18 protein-coding genes are annotated in these 21,092 nt (G+C 59.1%); 3 read left to right on the plus strand and 15 right to left on the minus strand.

Going from position 1 to position 21,092, the window contains the following annotated elements; all coding sequences use genetic code 11:
- Positions 1–44: 44 nt before the first annotated feature.
- From AB1Z34_RS01535 to AB1Z34_RS01545, 3 genes are all read right to left on the minus strand, one after another.
- Entirely contained in the window at positions 45–683 is a 639-nt protein-coding gene (locus AB1Z34_RS01535; RefSeq protein WP_070595459.1) for an LppP/LprE family lipoprotein, read from the minus strand.
- A 162-nt stretch (positions 684–845) separates the two neighbouring features.
- Positions 846–1,430 carry an LppP/LprE family lipoprotein gene (locus AB1Z34_RS01540; RefSeq protein WP_016421541.1) on the minus strand — a complete coding sequence of 195 codons (585 nt, stop codon included), beginning with the start codon at positions 1,428–1,430 and terminating at the stop codon, positions 846–848.
- Positions 1,431–1,703: 273 nt separating this feature from the next.
- A complete protein-coding gene (locus AB1Z34_RS01545) occupies positions 1,704–2,993 on the minus strand; it encodes an adenylosuccinate synthase (RefSeq protein ID WP_016421542.1) in 1,290 nt (429 codons plus the stop codon).
- A 51-nt stretch (positions 2,994–3,044) separates the two neighbouring features.
- Here AB1Z34_RS01545 and AB1Z34_RS01550 point away from each other — a divergent pair, with 51 nt between their 5' ends.
- A complete protein-coding gene (locus AB1Z34_RS01550) occupies positions 3,045–3,989 on the plus strand; it encodes a hypothetical protein (protein WP_255465793.1) in 945 nt (314 codons plus the stop codon).
- A gap of 133 nt (positions 3,990–4,122) precedes the next feature.
- The gene (locus AB1Z34_RS01555) at positions 4,123–4,815 is read left to right on the plus strand and encodes a DUF1707 domain-containing protein (RefSeq protein WP_224433542.1); all 693 of its coding nucleotides are present in this window, start codon (positions 4,123–4,125) and stop codon (positions 4,813–4,815) included.
- Between the two features lie 101 nt (positions 4,816–4,916).
- Here the strand turns inward: AB1Z34_RS01555 and AB1Z34_RS01560 are convergent, their stop codons facing one another.
- The 11 genes from AB1Z34_RS01560 to clpB all read right to left on the minus strand — a co-directional run bounded on the left by AB1Z34_RS01560 (position 4,917) and on the right by clpB (position 19,001).
- On the minus strand, positions 4,917–6,320 hold the full coding sequence (locus AB1Z34_RS01560; protein ID WP_367157794.1) for an aromatic acid exporter family protein: 1,404 nt from the start codon (positions 6,318–6,320) through the stop codon (positions 4,917–4,919).
- 97 nt (positions 6,321–6,417) lie between these two features.
- On the minus strand, positions 6,418–6,828 hold the full coding sequence (locus AB1Z34_RS01565) for a DUF3151 domain-containing protein (protein ID WP_016421545.1): 411 nt from the start codon (positions 6,826–6,828) through the stop codon (positions 6,418–6,420).
- 132 nt (positions 6,829–6,960) lie between these two features.
- Positions 6,961–8,178: a glycoside hydrolase family 76 protein gene (locus tag AB1Z34_RS01570; protein ID WP_005510131.1), complete on the minus strand. Its 1,218-nt coding sequence runs from the start codon at positions 8,176–8,178 to the stop codon at positions 6,961–6,963.
- 69 nt (positions 8,179–8,247) lie between these two features.
- Complete coding sequence (locus AB1Z34_RS01575; protein WP_187400716.1) at positions 8,248–8,919, minus strand: RNA methyltransferase; 672 nt, start codon at positions 8,917–8,919, stop codon at positions 8,248–8,250.
- Positions 8,906–9,751 carry a lysoplasmalogenase gene (locus AB1Z34_RS01580; protein ID WP_016421548.1) on the minus strand — a complete coding sequence of 282 codons (846 nt, stop codon included), beginning with the start codon at positions 9,749–9,751 and terminating at the stop codon, positions 8,906–8,908. Before AB1Z34_RS01580 ends, AB1Z34_RS01575 begins: the two co-directional genes overlap by 14 nt.
- Before the next feature lie 98 nt (positions 9,752–9,849).
- Complete coding sequence (gene pyrE / locus AB1Z34_RS01585; RefSeq protein ID WP_016421549.1) at positions 9,850–10,410, minus strand: orotate phosphoribosyltransferase; 561 nt, start codon at positions 10,408–10,410, stop codon at positions 9,850–9,852.
- Positions 10,411–10,461: 51 nt separating this feature from the next.
- A complete protein-coding gene (locus AB1Z34_RS01590; RefSeq protein ID WP_367157795.1) occupies positions 10,462–12,498 on the minus strand; it encodes a hypothetical protein in 2,037 nt (678 codons plus the stop codon).
- A 188-nt stretch (positions 12,499–12,686) separates the two neighbouring features.
- Positions 12,687–13,517: a sulfurtransferase gene (locus AB1Z34_RS01595; RefSeq protein WP_367157796.1), complete on the minus strand. Its 831-nt coding sequence runs from the start codon at positions 13,515–13,517 to the stop codon at positions 12,687–12,689.
- Positions 13,518–13,782: 265 nt separating this feature from the next.
- Positions 13,783–15,321, minus strand: a complete 1,539-nt coding sequence (locus tag AB1Z34_RS01600) for an HNH endonuclease signature motif containing protein (protein ID WP_016421553.1) — start codon at positions 15,319–15,321, stop codon at positions 13,783–13,785.
- 266 nt (positions 15,322–15,587) lie between these two features.
- Positions 15,588–16,235 (minus strand): GNAT family N-acetyltransferase, encoded by a 648-nt coding sequence (locus tag AB1Z34_RS01605; RefSeq protein WP_016421554.1) that lies wholly within the window; start codon positions 16,233–16,235, stop codon positions 15,588–15,590.
- Between the two features lie 186 nt (positions 16,236–16,421).
- A complete protein-coding gene (clpB, locus tag AB1Z34_RS01610) occupies positions 16,422–19,001 on the minus strand; it encodes an ATP-dependent chaperone ClpB (RefSeq protein ID WP_070546029.1) in 2,580 nt (859 codons plus the stop codon).
- A gap of 360 nt (positions 19,002–19,361) precedes the next feature.
- Here clpB and AB1Z34_RS01615 point away from each other — a divergent pair, with 360 nt between their 5' ends.
- A complete protein-coding gene (locus AB1Z34_RS01615) occupies positions 19,362–20,249 on the plus strand; it encodes a fructose bisphosphate aldolase (RefSeq protein ID WP_016421556.1) in 888 nt (295 codons plus the stop codon).
- A 131-nt stretch (positions 20,250–20,380) separates the two neighbouring features.
- Here the strand turns inward: AB1Z34_RS01615 and AB1Z34_RS01620 are convergent, their stop codons facing one another.
- Positions 20,381–21,019, minus strand: a complete 639-nt coding sequence (locus AB1Z34_RS01620; RefSeq protein ID WP_016421557.1) for a VTT domain-containing protein — start codon at positions 21,017–21,019, stop codon at positions 20,381–20,383.
- Between the last annotated feature and the right edge of the window lie 73 nt (positions 21,020–21,092).

Below are 21,092 nucleotides of genomic sequence, written 5' to 3' on the forward strand. Positions count from 1 at the left end.
CGGCCTGACAGCACTCGCATCTGGAGAGAGTGCGGGGTGAGCGTTTAATTTCCCTCTGCTTTTGGAATCTCGCCTTCTTGAGCGACCTCTGACCCATCCCAGGAGTACGTAACGGGAGCGTTGTACTGGTCTTTAAAGGCGAAGGCACCGCCGTCTTCGATCATTTTATTGACATCGAAGAAATTGACGGTCACAGTTTTGCCATCGCCCTCGACCGAGTTGATTGTCTGCGGACCACCGGCGGTACCCACGTACTCGCCCTTATGAAACAGCAGCACTGCACCAGCGGTAGTTGAATGCGTAATTTCATTCTGTACTGCTGAGGCAAAGGTCAACTCGCTGGTGGTATCCCAGTTCGTATCGTCCGTGACTGTCCAACCGCTGCCATTGCCACCTTCCATTGAGTTCAGGTCGGCAACCGCTTCTTCGAAAGCCTCTTCCTGGGTTGGCGCAGAAGAACCCCCATCGGGGTCGTTGTCATCGACATCCGGATTGGGGGTATCTGCACTTTCACTGTCATCCTCGACAGTGGTGGTCGTAGTGATGGTCGTCGTTTCTTGATCTACCTGAGAAGCAGAGGTCGGTGCTGCGGTCTCATCAGTGGAGCAACCGGACAAAGCCACTACACCTGCGACCGCCGCGCTAACCAGCATCGACCCGCGACGAACTGAATGACCACTCATGGCTGGAACCTCTTCTGTTCTCTCAAGTTTTCTCAAGCACTGAGCTACGACGGAGCATTACTTTCTCATGTCCGACTCTGAATTGAGTTTACTTGGGAAAATTCAAGAGACCCCGGGAGTGTCCAAGAATTCTCGAAAGCTCTCGAAAATTCTCGGGAGTCCTTAGGAAGCGGGCTTCGCCCCGCCGGGAATCTTGCCCTCGTGGACGACGTGATCGCCGTTCCAGAAGAAGTGAACATTAGAGGTGAACTTGGCCGCATCAGCGTTCGGCGCACCTGCGGCCTCCTGGGCCTCCCAGTCGTGGTAGATGACCGAGATGTTCTTACCATCAGGGGTCGGCGTCACCTTGTTGATGTGCTGAGGCCGGTCAGAGTCCGTACCAATGAACTCACCCTTGTGGAACATCAACAGCACAGTGGAGGACTGAGCGTTGCCCTGCTTGGCCTGATCTGCGAGAGCAAAGCTCAAATCGCTACACGGGCTGAAGTTGGAGGTGCCAGTGTACTTCCACCCATCATGGTTGTTCGGACGCTCCCTGTTGACCTTATCCAGGGCCTCCTGGATTTCAGGTGCTGCCGGGTTCGGGGTACAGCTATCTGCCTTCGCCGGAGCCGGTGCCGGCACTGGGGCCGGTTCCGCCTGGGCCGCGGGAGCTGCAACGGCTCCACCTACTGCGGAGAAAACCATCGCGCCGGAAAGTACGGCGGAACTTGCCAGTCGTTGTACTCGGTGTCCTGTGTTTTGCATGAAAACCACACGCCTTCTGTCGTTTGGACTTCTGTCGTTGGACCACGCGGTGAGGCCTACGATACAAAAATGACTCTGGGATGCCAGTGTCAACTGACAATTCCCAGAGCCTTCTCGTGGTTAGCAAATGTTCTTTTTTACAGCAGCCAGCAGTTTCGACACCGAAGATTTTTTATCTAACAGTTCGATAAAGCCGGGTCGAAAGCCGGACTATTTTCCGGCTAGTTCGCCACTGCCCCCCCAGGCTAAGTACCCAGCGCTAGTTGCCCAGCGCTAGTTGTCCAGCACATCGTGGACAACGATGGTCTGGTCACGACCCGGGCCAACACCGATGTAGGAAATGCGAGCGCCGGAGAGCTCCTCCAGGCGGTTCAGGTAATCCTTGGCCTTGTCCGGCAGCTCATCGAAGGTGCGGCAGCCAGTGATGTCTTCGTCCCATGCAGGCATGGTCTCGTAAATCGGGACAGCGTGGTGGAACTCCGACTGGGTGAGTGGCATTTCGTCGTGACGCACGCCATCAACGTCGTAAGCGACACAAATCGGAATCTCGCCGATACCAGTCAGGACATCCAGCTTGGTGATGAACAGATCCGTGAAACCGTTGACGCGCGCGGCGTAGCGAGCCAGCACCGAGTCGTACCAACCACAGCGGCGCTTACGGCCGGTGTTGACTCCGACCTCACCGCCGGTGGTCTGCAGGTACTCGCCCCACTTGTCGAACAGCTCCGTCGGGAACGGGCCAGCACCGACGCGGGTGGTGTAGGCCTTCATGATGCCCAGCACCGAAGTGATCTTCGTCGGGCCGATGCCGGTGCCTACGCAGGCACCACCAGCGGTTGGGTTCGAGGAGGTCACGAACGGGTAGGTGCCGTGGTCGACATCGAGCATGGTGGCCTGGCCGCCCTCCATGAGGACGTGCTTGCCGGCGTCCAAAGCCTGATTGAGCTCAAACTCCGAGTCGATAATCATCGGGCGCAGACGATCGGCGAAGCCCATGAAGTAATCAAAGACCTCATCCGGATCGATGGCGCGGCGGTTGTACAGCTTGACCAGAATCTGGTTCTTCTGAGCCAGCGAAGACTCAATCTTCTGGCGCAGAATCGACTCATCCAGAATGTCCTGGACACGCAAGCCCGTACGGCCGACCTTGTCGGCATACGTCGGGCCGATACCGCGGCCAGTGGTGCCGATAGCGCGCTTACCCAGGAAGCGCTCGGTCACGCGATCCAGCGTCTGGTGGTACGGAGCAACCATGTGGGCATTGCCGGAAACGCGCAGGCGGGAGGCCTTTGCACCGCGAGCTTCGAGGCCATCAATCTCGTCGAAAAGCGCCTCGAGGTTGACCACACAGCCGTTACCGATAATCGGCACAGCGTTTTCCGACAGCACACCCGCCGGAAGCAGCTTCAGCTCGTACTTCTCACCGCCAACGACAACGGTGTGGCCGGCGTTATTGCCACCGTTGGGCTTGACGACGTAGTCGACGCGGCCACCGAGAATATCGGTTGCTTTGCCCTTGCCCTCGTCGCCCCACTGGGCACCGACGATAATGATTGCGGCCATAGTCCTACTTCAACTCCTGGGATTGCAGACGACGCATTAGAGTGTAGTCCTATGCGTATTGTTGTGCTGCAGTGTGGCCCCGATGTACCCGCGTTTTCCCAATTGCTCCGCCAATCATGGTCTACATCAGCACCGTCCGCACCATCAGCACCAGCTACTCCGGCACCGCCCGCCTATGCGCTTCACGACGTCGCGATGATCCCCACCCGCAAGGAGCTAGCTTTCATCGACGACCTGGCCAAGGACGTACTGCCTGTCGATACAGCACCGACACCGGAGGAAATCTCCAAGCAGAAAAAGGTCGACCACTTAGGCGCTCCGCAACCCGCTCCGCAAAAGCCGAGCGAGCCGTTACGAATTGTGGTCGTTGGCACCGACGCGGCACTGGCTGCCGTGGCAACCTACCTGATGCGCAAGAACCTCCTGTGGATTGAAGTGGCACATGTCCCCACCGCGCCCTCGACCGCGGCCAAAAACTGGGGCATCGAAGGAGGAGAAGGGCTCGATGCGGCGACCGCGCTCACACGCCCGACGACGCCAGTGCCGCTGATTCGCGATGACACCGGCCACGCAATTGTTGGTTACGCCCTACTGACAGAGCCGGGAATTACCGGAGTGTCCTCAGCAAACGGGTTTACTGGCGAGGTCTATGTCGACGAGCATCAGATGTTCTCCGGCACATCCACCGGCCTACAGATTCGACCTACCCCCGATGCCCCGGGCATCGTTGCGGCCGAAGTTCCGGCTCCGGAAGCGGAAATCGGTAACGAGGGTGAGGGCGACAAAGGCCTGCTGAGCCGACTCGGATTGGGGCGCGGTGGCCGTCGTAAAGCGAAAGAAGCCCCGGCCCGCGAGCTACACCGTCCGATGACGGGTCGGGCAGTTCAAGTTGGTGGCCTGGGCTTCCGATATGTGCGCGATGGAGTCGAGTCTCGAAAGCCGAGAGAGAAGACAACTCTGTACCGACACCTTCGCGACTTGCAGATTGTGCACTAACTGCGGCGGGCAATAGCCACGGTCTGCCCATGAGAAAGTGGCTTGCTCGAAAGCGGCCTGCGCGAAAGTTCGAGTACAGATAACATTTGGGTGTTAAAGCCACTGCCCGCCACTGCCTCGATAGGACAGCATCATGACCGACAACACCCCACGGCTACGCGCTGGCGACCAAGCCCGCCACACTGCGCTGGAACGCTTGGAATGGGCATTCCGCGATGGCCAGATTGACTTTGCGGAACTGCAGGAGCGCACCGAGAAAGCCCAAAAGGCGACGTACATCGATGAGTTGCCCGCATTGACACAGGACTTGTCGCTGCCCGCGAACCTGGCCGAGCCGACTCCACATGCGCACCCAAACCCTAACCTGCGCCCGAACCTACACAGCGTCCCGGACGAGCACCATTCGGTGGCACCGAATGCAGCCAACAATCATCAACCAGCTCGGATTGATAGCTCCGCCGCGGCAACTGGTTCGAAGCTCTCCATCGGCATCTTCGGCGGCACCGACAAGAGAGGCCCTTGGACGTGCGCTCCCACGCACACCACGGTGGCGGCCTTCGGCGGGACTGGCTTGGATTTCCGCGAGGCCATCCTTACCGCGGAAACCACTGTCGTCAACATTGGCTGCGCCTTCGGTGGAGTCGACGTCATTGTCCCCGACCACTACCAAGTTGATGTCGACGTGCTGCCCATCTTCGGAGGCACGGATGTTACTGGAAAGCCGGGACGCAACCTTCCTGCTCCTGGCGCAGGACAGGCTCCGAAGATTATTGTGCGCGGCTTCGTCGCTTTCGGCGGCGTCGAGGTCAAGCGCGTACCGCACTAGAGCATGCTGCAGTAGCACGTGGGCAGTAGCATGTGCGCCGGAGCACGTGGGCAGTAACCGACGGGCGCCTAGCGAGCCGCTACTCACCCACTCCTCACCGGCTACTCGTCCCATACCTCCGGCGGCATTGCTGGGAACGGGGTCGTCGGCGGCAGCGTTGCCACAGCTGAACGCCTGGACAGGCCACACACCTGCAACAGGTCCACCACCAATGAGCGGGACTGCGCAAACACAACCTGTTCCGACAGCGTTGCGTCCTCGATCACGCGTGGGTGCATTTTCGCCGCTAGACGACGCAAGTACCGAACCACGTCTTCAAGCTTGACCTCTCCGGATCCCTCGGAAAGCTGAGCGATAGCGATGTCGCCGGACTCGAAAGGCAACTCGCCCCACTCTGGGATTCGGCGCACGGCGGCTTCGTCGTCAAGCACATGACTGACCAGACGCGTACCTTCAGACACGCCGAGAACAAGTGCGCACAGTTCGGACGAGAAGTCGATGTGGTCCTCACGTGCTGTGATAGCGCGACGCGCGAGCACACGGATGTTGCGCATGGCGTTGTCGACGGGATGAACCATACGTGACAGCGAGTGGATTCGATCCCGGGAGCGCCAGAGCAACGGCGAGATACGGACCTGCTCGCCCGCGTCGGCGACAGTGCGGTCCATCAGCGAGACTTGCGCCTGCATGGAGCGCACCACGCTCAGTGCGGTGCGGATGCGATCGGTGTCGCCCTCTTTCATGCCGATGCCGATGTCATAAAGTACATCTGCACCCATGTCGAGGACCTTGGCCACCTTGCGGCGAGCACCCGCCAGCGGGCTTCGCGGCAATATCATGAGCACAATAATGCCCACCACACCACCGACGAGAGCATCGATCATTCGGTAATAAGAACCAGCGGTGCCCGGCGGAATAATGGTGGCGATGAGCACGGCTGAAGATGCCGCTTGGTTGACCACAAGCGGTCCTCGACCGACAAACACACCGATGACCATGGCGACAAACACACCGACGGTCAGCTGCCAGATACCCGAGCCGAGGATGGAGATAATCACATCACCAATGCCGACTCCCAACGAGGCACCGAGCACCAACTCCACAGAGTGCTTTAAGCGAGGACCTGCGGTCATCACGTTGAGGCTGATGAAAGCGGCCATCGGCGCGAAGAACGGGTTGGGGTGCCCCAGTACCTCAAGTGCGAACCAGTAGGCCAACCCAGCGGCTAACGTGGCTTGGACAATGAGCATCCAACGGGAGCGCACACGGTCAATCGCATGGAGGAAACGCGTGCGGGGCCTCACTTTCTGACGCAGCTTGTTTGCTGCGCGGGAGGCCGGATGTAGGTACGTATTGCGAAAATCTTGGAAATCCGGGCGCGGATTATCCTCGACGAATTGCGTTTCCTTAGCTTCGACGAGGTCGTCGACATGCGCGGGAGCAAGGTCCTCTAGATTCCTGGCAGCTGCGGCATCCTTATCTTCCCTACCAGCTATGCCAGCCATGCCGAAGTCACCATCCTCATGTAAAAAACTGTGCGCTTTTTATGTACCCGTTGTGCTGTTGTGCACTCTTATGTGCCCGCTGAATCTCTGTGCGCGATTAAAGACCCAGTTCTGGCAACGCGGATTCATCACTGTCACGCAGCAACGCCATCATGCGATCGAATTCATCATCCTCGCCGATAGCCTTAGCAGCCTTAGCCAACGCTGCGAAGGCGCGGAGCACACCACGATTCGGCTCGTGCTCCCACGGAATGGCTCCGAACCCCTTCCAGCCGTTTCCACGCAGCAGGTCCAGACCGCGGTGGTAACCAGTGCGAGCGAAGGCATAGGCCTGAATCTCCTGGCCCTCGGACAAGGCGCTTTCAGCCAAATCCGCCCAAGCCTGGGAATCGCGCGGGCATGCGCGAACCACGGCCTCCGGGCTTGCGCCACCGTTGCGGGCAGCAACGGCCTCGTCAAGAACGGGGAGCTTCACGGGAGCAGGAGCCATCATGTCATTGAGTTTCATGCGTCCTATTGTGCCAGGCATCACGTGGCGATGGCAGGGGCTCAGTAGGTGACTCCCTGTTGGCAACGGCGGGCACAGCGCGGTGGTACAACGTCGGCAAGCGCCAGATGACGACCAACTAGCGTTCCCCGACTACTCCGGGCAGCTCGGCTTCGTCGAATCCAACGACTCACCATTTTCCAGCTTGGTCGCAACAAAATCGGCCACTCGGGCGCACGCTTCCATCAGCATCCAACCCGACAGTTGGACAGAGAGGTCACGCTCCTTAATCGCCGAACCGCGAACCGCGCCACCGACTGATTGCGCAACCGAACCGCCCTGTGGGAACTGAGCATTATCGTTCCAATCTGCGGGGAAAAGCGGCAGGCCATCAACCTCGAGGCGGTGGTACCAGCACTTCTCCCCCGACGCCAGAACCAGTCGGCGAGCAATGCGGGCCGCCGCGCGATTCATGCGATTGTCTCCAGGCAAACGCACCGCCGCATCGGCGAGGTATCGCACGAGGATGCCGTTGAACAGACCACCATCGCCGCCACCGGCACCGGCGATGACATTGTCGGTGGTCGCCAAATCCTTTGCCACCGCGTGGATGAGGTTTTGCACGCGCGTGAAATACTTCGTCGCCTGTTCACGCTGGCCGTGCGCCCGAAGCGCAAGTCCCACTTCGAGGCAAGCGCCAATCATGACACCCTGGTTGTACGTAAACATGCCCTTCTGTACGACGGCACCTGCCATGGACAAGCGAATGCCGTCGTAGAGCAGCCCTGAGTCCGCCAGGAGGTTGGCGTAAACCCAATCGATAAGTTCCTCTGCCTCCTTGATACGACCAGCCCGGGCCAGAGCGATGGCTGCAGGACCGTTCGAGGGAACGTTGAAGAAGAGGTCCTGCTCACGCCACGGCAGCACACCCGTGGACTCCTGCCGACCATCACCCAAGCATGAAATCAGCCGTGCTGTCGTCTTCTTGGGCACCGATGCGCCGAGGACCGCGTCGGCACGCCCGAGCGCCAACGCCATCCACGCGCGATCGTCGTAGTACTTGTTCTTGGTCAGCAGCGTGAGGTTGCGAATGCGGATACCCCGAGTGGTCTGGCGGATAGCGCGGTACTTCTCCTTAGAAGGCACGCGCTTGGCTGCGTCTACCAGGCAGTCGAGATACTGCGCCTGCCACCAGTAATGCCAGTTGATGAAGACCTTATGTCGCAGCGGCGCGGGCCAGGAAGCCATTGCCAAATTCGTGCCCGGAAGACCCCACAGCTTCGCCGCATGACGGTTGCGAATCGCCTGTTCAGCCACGTCCGCACGATAGGCCCACGTTTCGGCCTCCGGACGCGACATTTTTAGAACCACTGGCTCTCCTTAAAACGGCTGTGAAACAGCTCTAAAACAGCCTTCGAAATAAAACACCTAAGCAGACAATTACCAGGCCGCGGTGATATCTGCATGAGTACGAATCCAAGAGTGCATGGCAATACCCGCCGCTACCCCCGCATTTATCGAACGCGTCGAGCCAAATTGGGCAATCGACACCATCAAATCCGCCGCCTGCTGTGCTTCTTCAGTCACTCCCGGCCCCTCCTGGCCGAAGAGCAAAAGACAACGCTCGGGCAACTCAACGGTTTCGATGGGTACGGAGCCCGGCACATTGTCCACGGCCACGACAGCCAAATCATGCTCGCGCGCCCAGCTAATGACCTCCGACACCGTCTCGTGGTGCAGCAAGTGCTGGTAGCGGTCAGTCACCATCGCGCCGCGACGATTCCAACGCTTGCGCCCCACGATGTGCACGGCCTCCACCAGGAAGGCATTTGCGGTGCGTACCACGGTGCCAATGTTGGAGTCATTCTCAAAATTCTCGATGGCGATGTGCAACGGATGACGACGCTTATCCAGCTCCGCGACGATAGCCTCCATCGTCCAGTAGCGGTAGGCATCGACGACATTGCGTCGGTCGCCCTCATCCAGAAGCTGCTTATCGTATTCTGGGCCGGTCGGCCGGGGTTCGTTCGGGTGCTCCTGCTCCCACGGCCCCAACCCGACACGGGCCTCAAACCATTCCGTCGGCCCCTTCCCGGGCTCAGGCGCGGTCAAGAGCCAACAGCCCCTCGACCAGGAACAACTGCGCCACGGTGTAGGTGTCCATCACTGCCGCATTCAGAAGCTTGCCGACGACGCCCTCCTCCGCAAACATCTTTCGAGCCATCAGTAGCGTGTCGGAGACGAGGAACAGGTTGCCACCGTGGCCGAGGCCGTAGGCGGCATCGGCAATCGGCAGGCCGGTCTGCTCATCAGTACCGACAGCACCGGCACCCTCCAGAAGCGCCGGGTCATCGGCCAGTGCGGAGGTCACAGCCAGCAGCGGACCGTAGCCAACAGCAGCGGGCAGCGCCTCGGGCTTTACAGCACCGACCAGCGGTACCGAACCAGCCCACAGTGGGAAGCGAATGGCAGCACGCAGCGCGCTAATCCGAGCTCCGGCACGCCACAGCAGCACGTGGTAGGCAACCTGGTTAACTGCGAACGGCACAGAACCGCGGTTCAGGTTCGGCTTATTCGGCATGAGAATCAAGTCGCCCAACCAACCGCCGGCGAGGCCGATGAGCAGGGTGGTCGTCGTAAAGCGAGACGTCTCGTGGCGACGGCGCCAAACATTAGCCGCCAACAGTGGCATGAGGACAGTCTTGGAAACTCGACGTGGAGTCTCCCAGCCGAAGGCACTGGAGACAACGTTGACCGCACTGGCGGCGATGTAGCCGGCACGTTCTGGGGCACGGCGGGTGTCGGAGCTCGCGCTGGCGATACCGACGAGTGCGCCGAGGCCCTCGCCCGTGCGACGCACAAACATGTCAGCGACGGTTTCCTTTGTGCCGGGAAGTTTGGTCGTGGTGAGCTTGGACAGGAGTCCTGCGCGCTTGGTGGTCATGGGGATGTTCCTCTTTCGTGGGACTGCGTTGGGGCGGTGAGCTGGGTGAGGCTCGGCGAGCTGGGTGAGGCTCGGCGAAAGCTCTAGCGCTCAGATTCTTAGGCCAGACCCAAGTCATCCAAACCGAGCAGATAACGGTACTCCAGGCCTTCAGCCTTGATGACCTCGTCGGCACCCGTCGCGCGGTCAACCACAGTGGCTACACCGACAACCTCAGCACCGGCCTCACGTAGGGCAGCGACGGCAGTCAGCGGCGAGTTGCCCGTCGTGGTGGTGTCCTCCACAACCAGGACCTTCTTGCCCACAATGTCCGGCCCCTCGATGCGGCGCTGCATGCCGTGCTTCTTGGCTTCCTTACGCACCACAAAGGCATCAATTGGACGCCCTTCGGCGTGCATGACAGAGGTAGCCACCGGATCCGCGCCAAGCGTCAGACCACCGACGTGCGCGTAGTCCCAGTCTCCAGTGAGCTCTCGTAGCAGAGAACCAATCAGGCGCGAGGCCTCATGATGTAGGGTGGCGCGGCGCAGGTCAACGTAGTAGTCAGCCTCACGTCCAGACGACAGCGTGACCTTGCCATGAACAACCGCCAGCTCCTTGACCAACTCGGCCAAACGCTGCAGCTTCTCCTGATTGACATTGCTCGTGTGGATGCTCATCTGAGGTTGTCTCCTAAATAAACGACTGTGTGCTCAAGGATATGTCTGGTTCTACTCGTCCGCGGAATCAGGGGTTGCGCCCTTGTCCTCGGATACAGATTCGGTGGGGTCGTCGCTGCTGTCGAGGTCTGGGGCGGCGTCGGTAAAAATACTGGCGGGCTTCACATTTGATCGCACCACACGCCCCTGGCTCGAGCGCATCCGGCTATGTTCGGGGTCCTCCCCAAGCGCAGGAATCTGCTGGCCAGAATCTCCAATGTCCTCCGACTCGCCAACGTTTGCACCCATCTTTCGTGCCGTCGACCGCGAAGGCAGGGCCGTCGGATCCAGCGGTATATCCCGCGTAGGACGCCACGACGAACCGTCAATCGCCTGCACCACCGTGGGTTGTGCATTGCTTTGCGACGACCACTGCGAATCATCCGTGGTTGCATCCGCGGTAGCAGCGGACGAGGACGAAGGAGAATCTGCGTAAACAATTTCCTCAACGTCCAGCGGCTCTTCGCCCTTGCTATTCTGCGCGCTGTGACTCTGGGCATGCCCGTTCTGTGAGCTGTGATCCTGCGATTCGTGGTTAGCAGAACCGTTGCGACGCTGATCTGGTACCGCGTGCAAGTGCCCACGCCCGGTTCCATCCGAAATCAAGGAACCAGAGTCAACGGACTGCTCGGTGAGCTGCAAACGAGTGGGATCCCACTGATTAGTGTCCGGAGCGACGGTTTCGCCTTCCGCCGGTGGCAACCTGCGCGCAATGTCGGAGAAGTCCGACAGCGATGCCAGTGCACCGTCCCAGTCCTCTGGCACCGAATTATCAATCAGCTGAGCCAAGGACCAGGAGTTTTCGGACCACATGCGGGTAATGGCCGGGTGCACGTCGGCAAGCATGCGGGTTGCACGGTCGTCGAAAATGCGATGAATGAGCTCTGGGTCGGTAGCTGCGACTACCAGGCCGGCTTCGGTAGCTACGTGAGGCAGCGTCGTGCCGCCGCTGCGGCGCAACTCGAAAACCTCATCGCTGGATACAGAACGGCGGATGGCGATGGTGGTGATGCCGCCGACATCGGCGAGGTGCATTTCCCGGCCAAAAGCGAAACCGGAGACCACGGCCTTGGCATCGCCGTCCGGCGTACGCTGCCAGTACGACGGCAGCTCATGGTCCACACGGTTATAGACAGAATTACGTTCCTGCGCCCAGGCTTTCCGCAAGTGACGCACACGGCGACCGCTGATACGTCGACGGACAGGGGCCACTGACTGCTGCTGGGCGCGCTGCGGTTGCGCGGGCTGGGTGGACTCAGTGGGCGGGGTGGCCTGGGTGGCCTGGGTGCGCGCCGCACGATCGGATGATTGCGGCACTTCGTCAGTCTCGGCTTTTACGCCGGACGCAGCTTCGGATTCTGCACCGTCAACAGTTCCAATGCGAGCGTCAGGAGCAGTGGTGCTGTTGGCATCTATGGCACTGGTGTTGTCCACTAAACCTGTCTCGGGCTCATCCGTGGTATCGGTATCTTCAGCAGTCACCGACTCAGCTGGCTCCGCGCCAGGCCCTGCGCCAGATTCTGTGCCAGACTCCGCGCCGCTTCGGAGAGTCACGTCCGTTCCCGCATTCAGATCAGCTGCTGCTTCCGATGTTTCGGGAGCACCCGCGTCTTCTGTTGCTTCGGGCATTTCAGCAGTGGCCGCCGGCTCGATTCTCAAGACAGATTCAGGCTCCGTCGGCATTATTTCTACAGCTGAAGTCCCCAGTTCTGTCGTCGAAACCTCAGTTTCAGAGTCAACTTCAGCGGCACCATCAGTCTCAGCGACAACCTCAGAGTCAGAGTCAGCATCAGCTGCGACGTTCGGTCTCGCCACAGAAGCTGTCTCGGGGCGGCCTTGCCCCGAAGAATCCGACTGTTCGGACACAACATCTTCTGCCGCCACACCGGTTACTTCGCCGGTGGAGTCCGAGGGCTCGTCGTAAAGCGATGGCGATGACGGAGACGCCACAGCAGTCTCACTTGTGCTGCGACGGCGGCGGTCGACAACGAACAGCGCGACTGCGGCGATGATGAGAATCGCTGCGAGGGTGAATACTAGGGGAATCATTAATCTCCTAGCTTAAGCCAGAAGCCGTTCTATTTGGTCAGCGACAAGATGCCGTCCCCCGTCTGGCGCAATACCAATGCCCGAGGCGAGAGCGTTCAGGACTCTCTAGGACGGTAAAGGGCGAGGGGCAAAAGCCACATGGACGGCACATCAGGGGCCCTGGGGCGGTCGCCCTGGCCCGGGCCCGCTTAGAAGCGGACGATAGGCAGGCTCGGATCGCCAGCCCACTGGGACCAGCCGCCGACATACAGAGCGGCGCCCGTGATGCCCGCTTCTTCCATAGCCTGAATGAACAGCGAGGAATGAAGACCGGAACCGGAGTAGACCGCTACATTGCGACCGTCTTCGATACCGACGGAGGCAAAGCGCTCACGGAGCTGCTCAACAGGCAGGAAGGAGCCGTCGGCATTTTGCAGACTGCGAGCCGCCAGGTTCACGGCACCCGGGATGTGACCTGCCTGCAGATCGACGCGCTCACTACGACCTTCAAAACGGCTGGGCTCACGCGCATCCACCAAAATTCCACGCTCAGACCAGGTGCGCACGTCATCGAGGCTGGCAACAGGCATATTGCCGTCACTCACCGCAATCGTTCCAGGCCGCGGCAGATTTCCGGGCCCGAAGGCAGTCTCGTTTCCATCTGCTTCCCAAGCAGCTAACCCACCGGTGAGGACACGCACATTCTCCAAACCTGCCCAGCGCAGAATCCACCAAGCACGTGACGCGAACAGTCCATCGCCCGCGTCGTAGACGATCACGAGATGCTCCGAGCGGACTCCCCATCGACGGACGGCATCGCGCACACGCTCGATATCCGGCAACGGGTTGCGACCAGCTTCTCGGCTTGGAACACCTGCTAGGTCCAACTCGGGATCACAGAACACGGCCAGTGGGATGTGAGCCGTGGCGTAGGAGTCATATGGTTTTTTAGCACGCGACCAGCGTGCGTCAACGACGACGATACGACCGCCGCCGGCAATCTTGTCACGAAGCTCTTGTACCGAGATGGATGTTGTCATAATTCCGGATTCTAAATCGATTGACTTGGTAGCGCGATATGTACGTTATTAAAACTAGGAGCTTGGGAAGGTGCATGAAGACGCTGCTCACCTGGCCGTTTTCATCTCAGGCACAGGCCATGGAATCGGCTGTGCCACCGCAGAAAAACTGCTGCACTATGCCGCCAGCATCGGCACCCCCCTTTCCTCAACCGCTTTATTAACACAAAGCTGACTACGAAACGGAAGATCAGCCTCTAAGCCAGGCCTCGGTCTCCCAATCCGACTACCCACCGGGATCCGGCCCCATCTCGTCATTGCCATCCACTGTGTCCCCCGCCCGTTTCTCTCGCGCTTTACGACGCAACCAGCGCCCCGGGCTATCGAACGTATCGGGGTCCTCATTGGATTCCGCTTTCCGGTTTCCTTCCTCGTCTTTCGGGGGCACCCAGACCACACGATCAGTAGAGGCCTGCTCACACTCCCCGCTAACCCCGTCCCCTTCGTCAGTTCCTAGAATCTCCGCCACCTCATCCGGCCGGAGCGTCCACCAAGTATTTTCATTACATCGAGCATCGTCGATCTTTCGATGCGTACCCGGATCCACCAACGTGAGATTATCCAGGTCAGTGCCACCACCGGAAGCCCACGACTGCACATGGTGAACATCGCACATAGCTCCCGGAGTGCCCATGCCCGGCGCGGAGGAACCTCCTTCCTCTCCAAGAAGGGCCAGATACTGCGGCAAAGTCCCCAGCCTGCGGGACCGACCAAAATACAAGGTCTGCCCCTCATTCCCCAATACTTGGAGGAACGAATTTCTATCAACCATCTGTTGCACGGCCTGACTAATGGAAATTCGCACTCCCGCGTCTGAGACCGCTTTGCCCGATCCAGGAAGTACAAAATCTTTCCCCTCAGGCAGGGAGACTCCAGCTAACGCTGCCACATCTGCGATATGCGCGACGGTGACCACCGATGTCGTCCCCCGCGCCGGCTGAAGCTCACCGCCTGGTTGAAAGCCCCCGTTCACCGCCGCTTCCACGGCATCATGGAAACGCTGCTCCGGATTCCGCTGGTCATCGGCGCCTTCTTCGAGTAACCCACCAGGCCGCGCATGATCTGCCTGCAGCCTTTTGAGCACCGCCGCAAACGAAGGCGTAACCACACCGCTCAACCGGCTCATGCCGTCCGGCCCCTGAGCACCGATTTTTAGACTTCGTTTCCGAGCGCGGTCCTCATCCGTATACGGGTCATCAACCCCCAACATCGCCCGCAGGCGGTTCGGCAATTTATTGAGATCATCAACACGGATTTTGTCCACTAAATCTGAAATGTGCTTGTCCAGCAGCCTAGACAGCTGTGCATGCTCCGTTGCCGGCAGCTCCCGAACGGCTTTGTCAATCTTCGCAACAGCATCCGCACCGACAACACCTTCCTCAACTTTCTGACGAAGGTTCGGCATTCGCACATCCTCATTCGCCGGAGCAAACGGATCAACATTCCTACTCAGACGTCCGACGACATTGATACGCTGCCTCGCTTCTGCTCGCGAGATTCGCATCTCCTGCGCTAGCCACGCGATCCTTCGGTGCTCCGCGCTGGGCATCCGCCCCTTCATAGTCTCCACATAAGTCGCATCAATTACTGCGAGTCGTTTTCGCGCTTTCTCAATCGACTTATATGCATCGTGCGCATGATCCGGTGCAAGTACTTCGAAGTTCTCCACGATGACTGTCGACAGAGCTTCAAACTGCGCAACCGCATCTAAAACCTGCGATGTCGAAAGCGGTCCACCGCCGTTTGACGCCGATGGTGTAGACATTTCCCCACCCCTTTTAAAACGCTAGCAATCCGAATCCCCAAATGGACTAACTAATTTCCCTCCCCCACATTATCGCACACCCATTCGACACACCACAACCCCCTAAGTCAACTTTTTCGAACCTTTTTCCGAAACGCTGCCTCGCTTCCAGCGCCTAAACACCCCACCATCCGCCCTGAAAACCCCACCAACTCGCGCAGTCCCTCACCACCCGCGCAGCCCCCACCAACCCGCGCAGCCCCCACCAAAAACTGCACGCCGAAAACCTAAAACCGCACCACCATCACATCGTGGTCCGGGAAGCTCGAGCGCCCCACTAGCTCAAATCCCGCCTTCACATAGGCTTTCGCCGCCCGCGGGTTGGCATCATGGACAGCCAGACTAACCCCCGGATACCCCAGCTCACGCGCATACTCAAGGAGTCCTGCAATCATCGGCTGCGACAGCCTGCGCCCGACAACGCCCGGACGCAGCGCAATCGCTACCTCAGGAATCCCATTTTCCACAAATCCGTACCCCGGATCGTCCTGCGTAAACGTACGCAGCCAGGCCGCCCCCACCGGCACTTCATAGCTCTCGTGCTCTTCGCTTGACGACGAATCCCCGCGCTCCAACCATTCCTTCTTAATGGCGGCCGCACTGTAGGTAGCCTCGCGAGAAACCCTCGGTTCAAATGGGTCAGTGCGGGTCATGTCGCTACTGAGCGACTCGAGGTCAGCGTCGTCAAGCGAAGTGGCGAAAAGGATAACCCCGCCCTGACTCGCGTCCCACTGGTCGACGTATTGACGCCTCGTGACTACATAATCTTCCGGCAGTGGCTGACTTTCATCTCCGAATGTTTCCGTTAGTTCGTCCATCCAGGCAATGAAGGGGAGGTCGGAGTCTGTCGCTGGTCGCCACTGAAAGTTAGTCATATTTGCGCACTATACCGGCGCACTCCAGACTGACCGGAATGCAACAAGCCCACACGGTCGGTCACAAGACACATAAACCCGGACAATAAAGGCACAAAAAAGGGGCGGTTCAGGAGAAAACTCTCTCAAACCGCCCCAACAAACAGACAGCCTGCTCAGCAGTTATCGCCCTGAGTATCAGGCGCCCTAGATTCGGGCTACGCCATCCTCGTCATAGCCGACAACCTTCAGCGACTCGCCATCGTCAGCAACCGTGACCTCTACGCGGTCGCCATCGCGAACATCACCAGCGAGCAGTCGACGTGCCAGCTCATCGCCGATTGCCTTCTGCACCAGACGACGCAACGGACGGGCGCCGTAGGCCGGGTCGTAGCCGCGCTCCGACAGCCAATCCAGTGCCTCATCGGAGACATCCAGCACCAGACGACGTGCCTCCAGGCGTTCTGCCAGGTTGCGAACCTGAATGTCCACAATGCCGCGCAGCTGCTCGGAGGTCAGCGGATCGAAGATCACTACATCGTCGAGACGGTTGATGAACTCCGGCTTGAAGGCCATCTTGACCGCATCCATGATCTGCTCATGCGTACCACCAGCACCGAGGTTGGAGGTCAGAATCAGAATCGTGTTTCGGAAGTCCACGGTTCGGCCCTGACCATCGGTCAGGCGACCCTCATCGAGCACCTGCAGGAGCACATCGAACACGTCCGGGTGAGCCTTCTCGACCTCGTCGAAAAGCACGACGGTGTACGGACGGCGACGAACAGCCTCGGTGAGCTGACCGCCAGCGTCGTAGCCGACGTATCCAGGAGGAGCACCAATCAGACGAGCGACAGAGTGCTTCTCGCCGTACTCGGACATATCGATGCGCACCATCGCACGCTCATCGTCGAAGAGGAACTCCGCCAGCGCCTTGGCCAGCTCTGTCTTACCAACGCCAGTTGGACCGAGGAACAGGAAGGAACCAGTCGGACGGTTCGGATCGGCAACACCCGCACGCGAACGGCGGACGGCATCGGAGACAGCCTCCACAGCGGCATTCTGACCAACAACGCGACGGCCGAGGTTGAGCTCCATTTCGAGCAGCTTCTCGGTCTCACCCTGCATCATCTTGCCAGCCGGGATACCCGTCCAGGCGGAGACAACCTCAGCGACTTCCTGAGGCGTGACCTCCTCCTTGAGCATGGAGTTTTCCTCTGCGTCAGCGACCGATTCCTCGGCGGCCTCCAGCTTCTTCTCCAACTCAGGGATGCGCCCGTAGCGCAGCTCTGCGACGCGCCCGTAGTCACCTTCGCGCTCAGCCTTTTCGGACTCAGTGCGCAGGGCATCGAGCTCTTCTCGAACGGAGCGGACATCATCAATCGAGGACTTCTCGTTCTGCCAGCGAGTCTTCAGAGCGTTGAGCTTCTCGCGCTCATCTGCAAGTTCCTCACGGAGCTTGTCCAGACGCTCCTTCGACGCGATGTCAGTTTCCTTCTCCAGGGCCATTTCCTCGATTTCGAGGCGGCGCACGATGCGTTCCGCGGAGTCGATTTCCTCCGGCGAGGAGTCAATCTCCATACGCAAACGCGATGCGGCCTCATCAACCAGGTCGATAGCCTTATCCGGCAGGAAGCGGGATGTGATGTAGCGGTCCGACAGCGTTGCTGCAGCCACCAGCGCGGAGTCCTGGATGCGAACACCATGGTGGACCTCGTAGCGCTCCTTCAGACCACGCAGAATACCAATGGCGTCCTCAACGCTCGGCTCACCGACAAAGACCTGCTGGAAACGACGCTCCAGCGCAGCATCCTTCTCGATGTACTTGCGGTACTCATCCAGGGTCGTCGCACCGACCAGACGCAGCTCACCACGAGCCAGCATCGGCTTAATCATATTGCCCGCATCCATCGAGCCATCACCCGTGGCACCAGCGCCAACGATGGTGTGAATCTCATCGATGAAGGTAATAATCTGACCGTCGGATTCCTTAATCTCGTCCAGAACCGCCTTCAGGCGCTCCTCGAACTCACCGCGGTACTTCGCACCGGCGACCATAGAGCCCAGATCCAGGCTCATCAGCGTCTTGCCCTTCAGAGATTCCGGCACATCACCTGCAACAATGCGTCGTGCCAGCCCCTCTACAATGGCCGTCTTACCAACGCCCGGCTCACCAATGAGCACCGGATTGTTCTTGGTACGACGACTCAAGACCTGTACCACGCGACGAATCTCCGCATCGCGGCCAATAACTGGGTCAATCTTGCCCTCTCGTGCCCGCGCGGTTAAGTCCGTCGCATACTTTTCCAGAGCCTGGTACTGCTCTTCTGGATTCTCCGTTGTTACCTTCCTCGATCCACGCACACTAGTCAGCGCACCCTTTAACGCCTCGGCAGTAGCACCCGCCGACTGCAGCACAGTTGCCGCCTCCGACTGGCCAGTTGCTACACCGATAAGCAGAATTTCCGTGGAGACATACTCATCTCCAAGCTCCCCCGCCAGCTCCTCGGCGGCGTTCAGAGCATTAACGGCGTCCCTATTAAACTGCGGGTTCGCCATATTCGCCCCGCTTGCCGACGGGTACCCCGCGACCAACTCCTTAGCGCGGGTCAAAACCCCGGAAGGATTAACGCCCGCTGCTTCAAGCAGTGGAGCCGCAATACCCTCCTTTTGCTCCAGCAGTGCTACCAGAATGTGCCCAGGCCGGATATCCGGGTTACCCGCGCTGGTCGCGGCCTTCATAGCTTCCTGGAGAACTTCTCCAGTCTTAGTTGTTGGTGTAAAACTCATAACTTGCGCCCCTTTGACTCAACTTTGTCATTCACTACCCATAACGTACTCAGCCTTGAGTCTGTTCCACTCAACTTCAAATTTTTCAATTTCCCGACCGTGATTCACACCACACCTATAGCAAAAAGGATTGAGCTCAGCAGCGTCGTTAAGCGTAGTAGCGCGCCGGAAAGCACTAGAAAACGTTGGAAAGCTCCAGAAACCACGTGCGAACACACTCCGACACACCGCCCGACGTCCTCACCAGCACACTCCCGCCGGATTCAACTTCCCCCATGTGAGTGATGGGTGGACAGCGCACTCATACTGTTTTGGTTACCCTGGTAGGTGACATTCCTTCATTCTCACGAAAGGACTCGAATGAACATCGAGCAGGCACGTCAGATGACTGAGGGCAAGGGCTTCATCGCCGCTCTCGACCAGTCCGGTGGATCTACCCCGAAGGCTCTGCGCCTGTACGGCATCAACGAGGATCAGTACTCGAACGAAGATGAAATGTTCGACCTGGTTCACCAGATGCGTACCCGCATCATCACTTCCCCGTCCTTCAACTCTGAGCAGATTATTGGCGCGATTCTCTTCGAGCAGACCATGGATCGCGACATTGAGGGAATCCCGACCGCTCAGTACCTGTGGGAAAAGAAGGGCATCGTCCCGTTCCTGAAGACTGACAAGGGCCTGGCAGACAAGGAAAACGGCGTTCAGCTTATGAAGCCGTGCCCGGGCCTGGATGAGCTGCTGGAGCGCGCTGTCGCTAAGGGCATCTTCGGCACCAAGATGCGTTCCTTCATTGCCGAGGCAAACGAAGAGGGCATCAAGGCCAACATTGCCCAGCAGTTCGAGTTCGGCAAGCAGGTTCTGTCCCACGGTCTGGTTCCGATCCTGGAGCCGGAAGTCGACATCAACGCTGCTGACAAGGCAGAGGCTGAGGACATCGTCCTGCGCGAGCTGCTCGCCGGCCTGGATGACCTGGCTGATGACCAGAAGGTCATGATCAAGGTTTCCATCCCGACCAAGGATGACCTGTACAAGCCGCTGATTGAGCACCCGAAGGTCATGCGCGTTGTCGCCCTGTCCGGTGGCTACGAGCGCGAGGACGCCAACGAGCGCCTGTCCCGCAACCACGGCATGATTGCTTCCTTCTCCCGTGCACTGTCTGAGGGCCTGTCCGCTCAGCAGTCCGACGAAGAGTTCAACGCAACTATGGCTGAGTCCGTCAAGGGCATCTACGAGGCTTCGATTTCCTAATCGTCCACGCTGTGCATCTGCGCTTGTGCGCACCTCTAGGTAGTCGCTAGCGTAATTAAAAACTCCCGCACCAGGTTTTCTTGGTGCGGGAGTTTTTCTGTCGGTGCCTCTGCCCTTACGACAGCACCGTCCTACACCGAGCGCTTCGCAACAGCTGCTTTACGACGCGCATTCACACCACCAATGACAACCGGTAGCACGGAAATTGCAATGACCAGCAACATGATCTTGTCGATGGAACTGGTGATTCCCGGAATGTTGCCCAGCAGCACACCAACAGCGACCATACTGGCGACCCAGCCAATCGCACCGGTGACATTCCAGCCGATGAACTTTCCGTAGGGCATATTCGCAGTGCCCGCAGCCAGCGGAACGTAGGTGCGCACAATGGGAACAAATCGCCCCAGCACCAACGACAGTGGTCCGTACTTGGCAAAGAACTTCTCGGCCGCTTCCAGCCGATTAGTTCGGAGCACCTTGGCATTGTCGCTGAACAGTTTGCGGCCGAAGGAGTGGCCTAAGAAGTAACCGACTTGATCACCCAGCACCGCGGCAATAATACCGATAACCAGCACCTGCCAGGTGTGGACATCTAGCTCTGACCTTAAGACGGCAGCAGTGACCAACAGCGAGTCACCGGGCAGAAAAGGAAAGAGCACACCGGACTCAATAAAGATGATGAGTCCAAGCCCCGCAAGCACCCAAGGGCCAAACCCCTGGAGTAGAGCTTCGGGGTCTCCGATACCGGAGAGGAATCCAGAAAAATCCATAACGGCAATCTTTTCAGCAACAACTATCGATTCTGCTGAGCTAATTAGAGTATTTTGCTGAGAGTTTTTCTGG

The sequence above is a fragment of the Corynebacterium sp. 045007 genome (genome assembly GCF_040743205.1).
GTDB lineage: Bacteria > Actinomycetota > Actinomycetes > Mycobacteriales > Mycobacteriaceae > Corynebacterium > Corynebacterium jeikeium_D.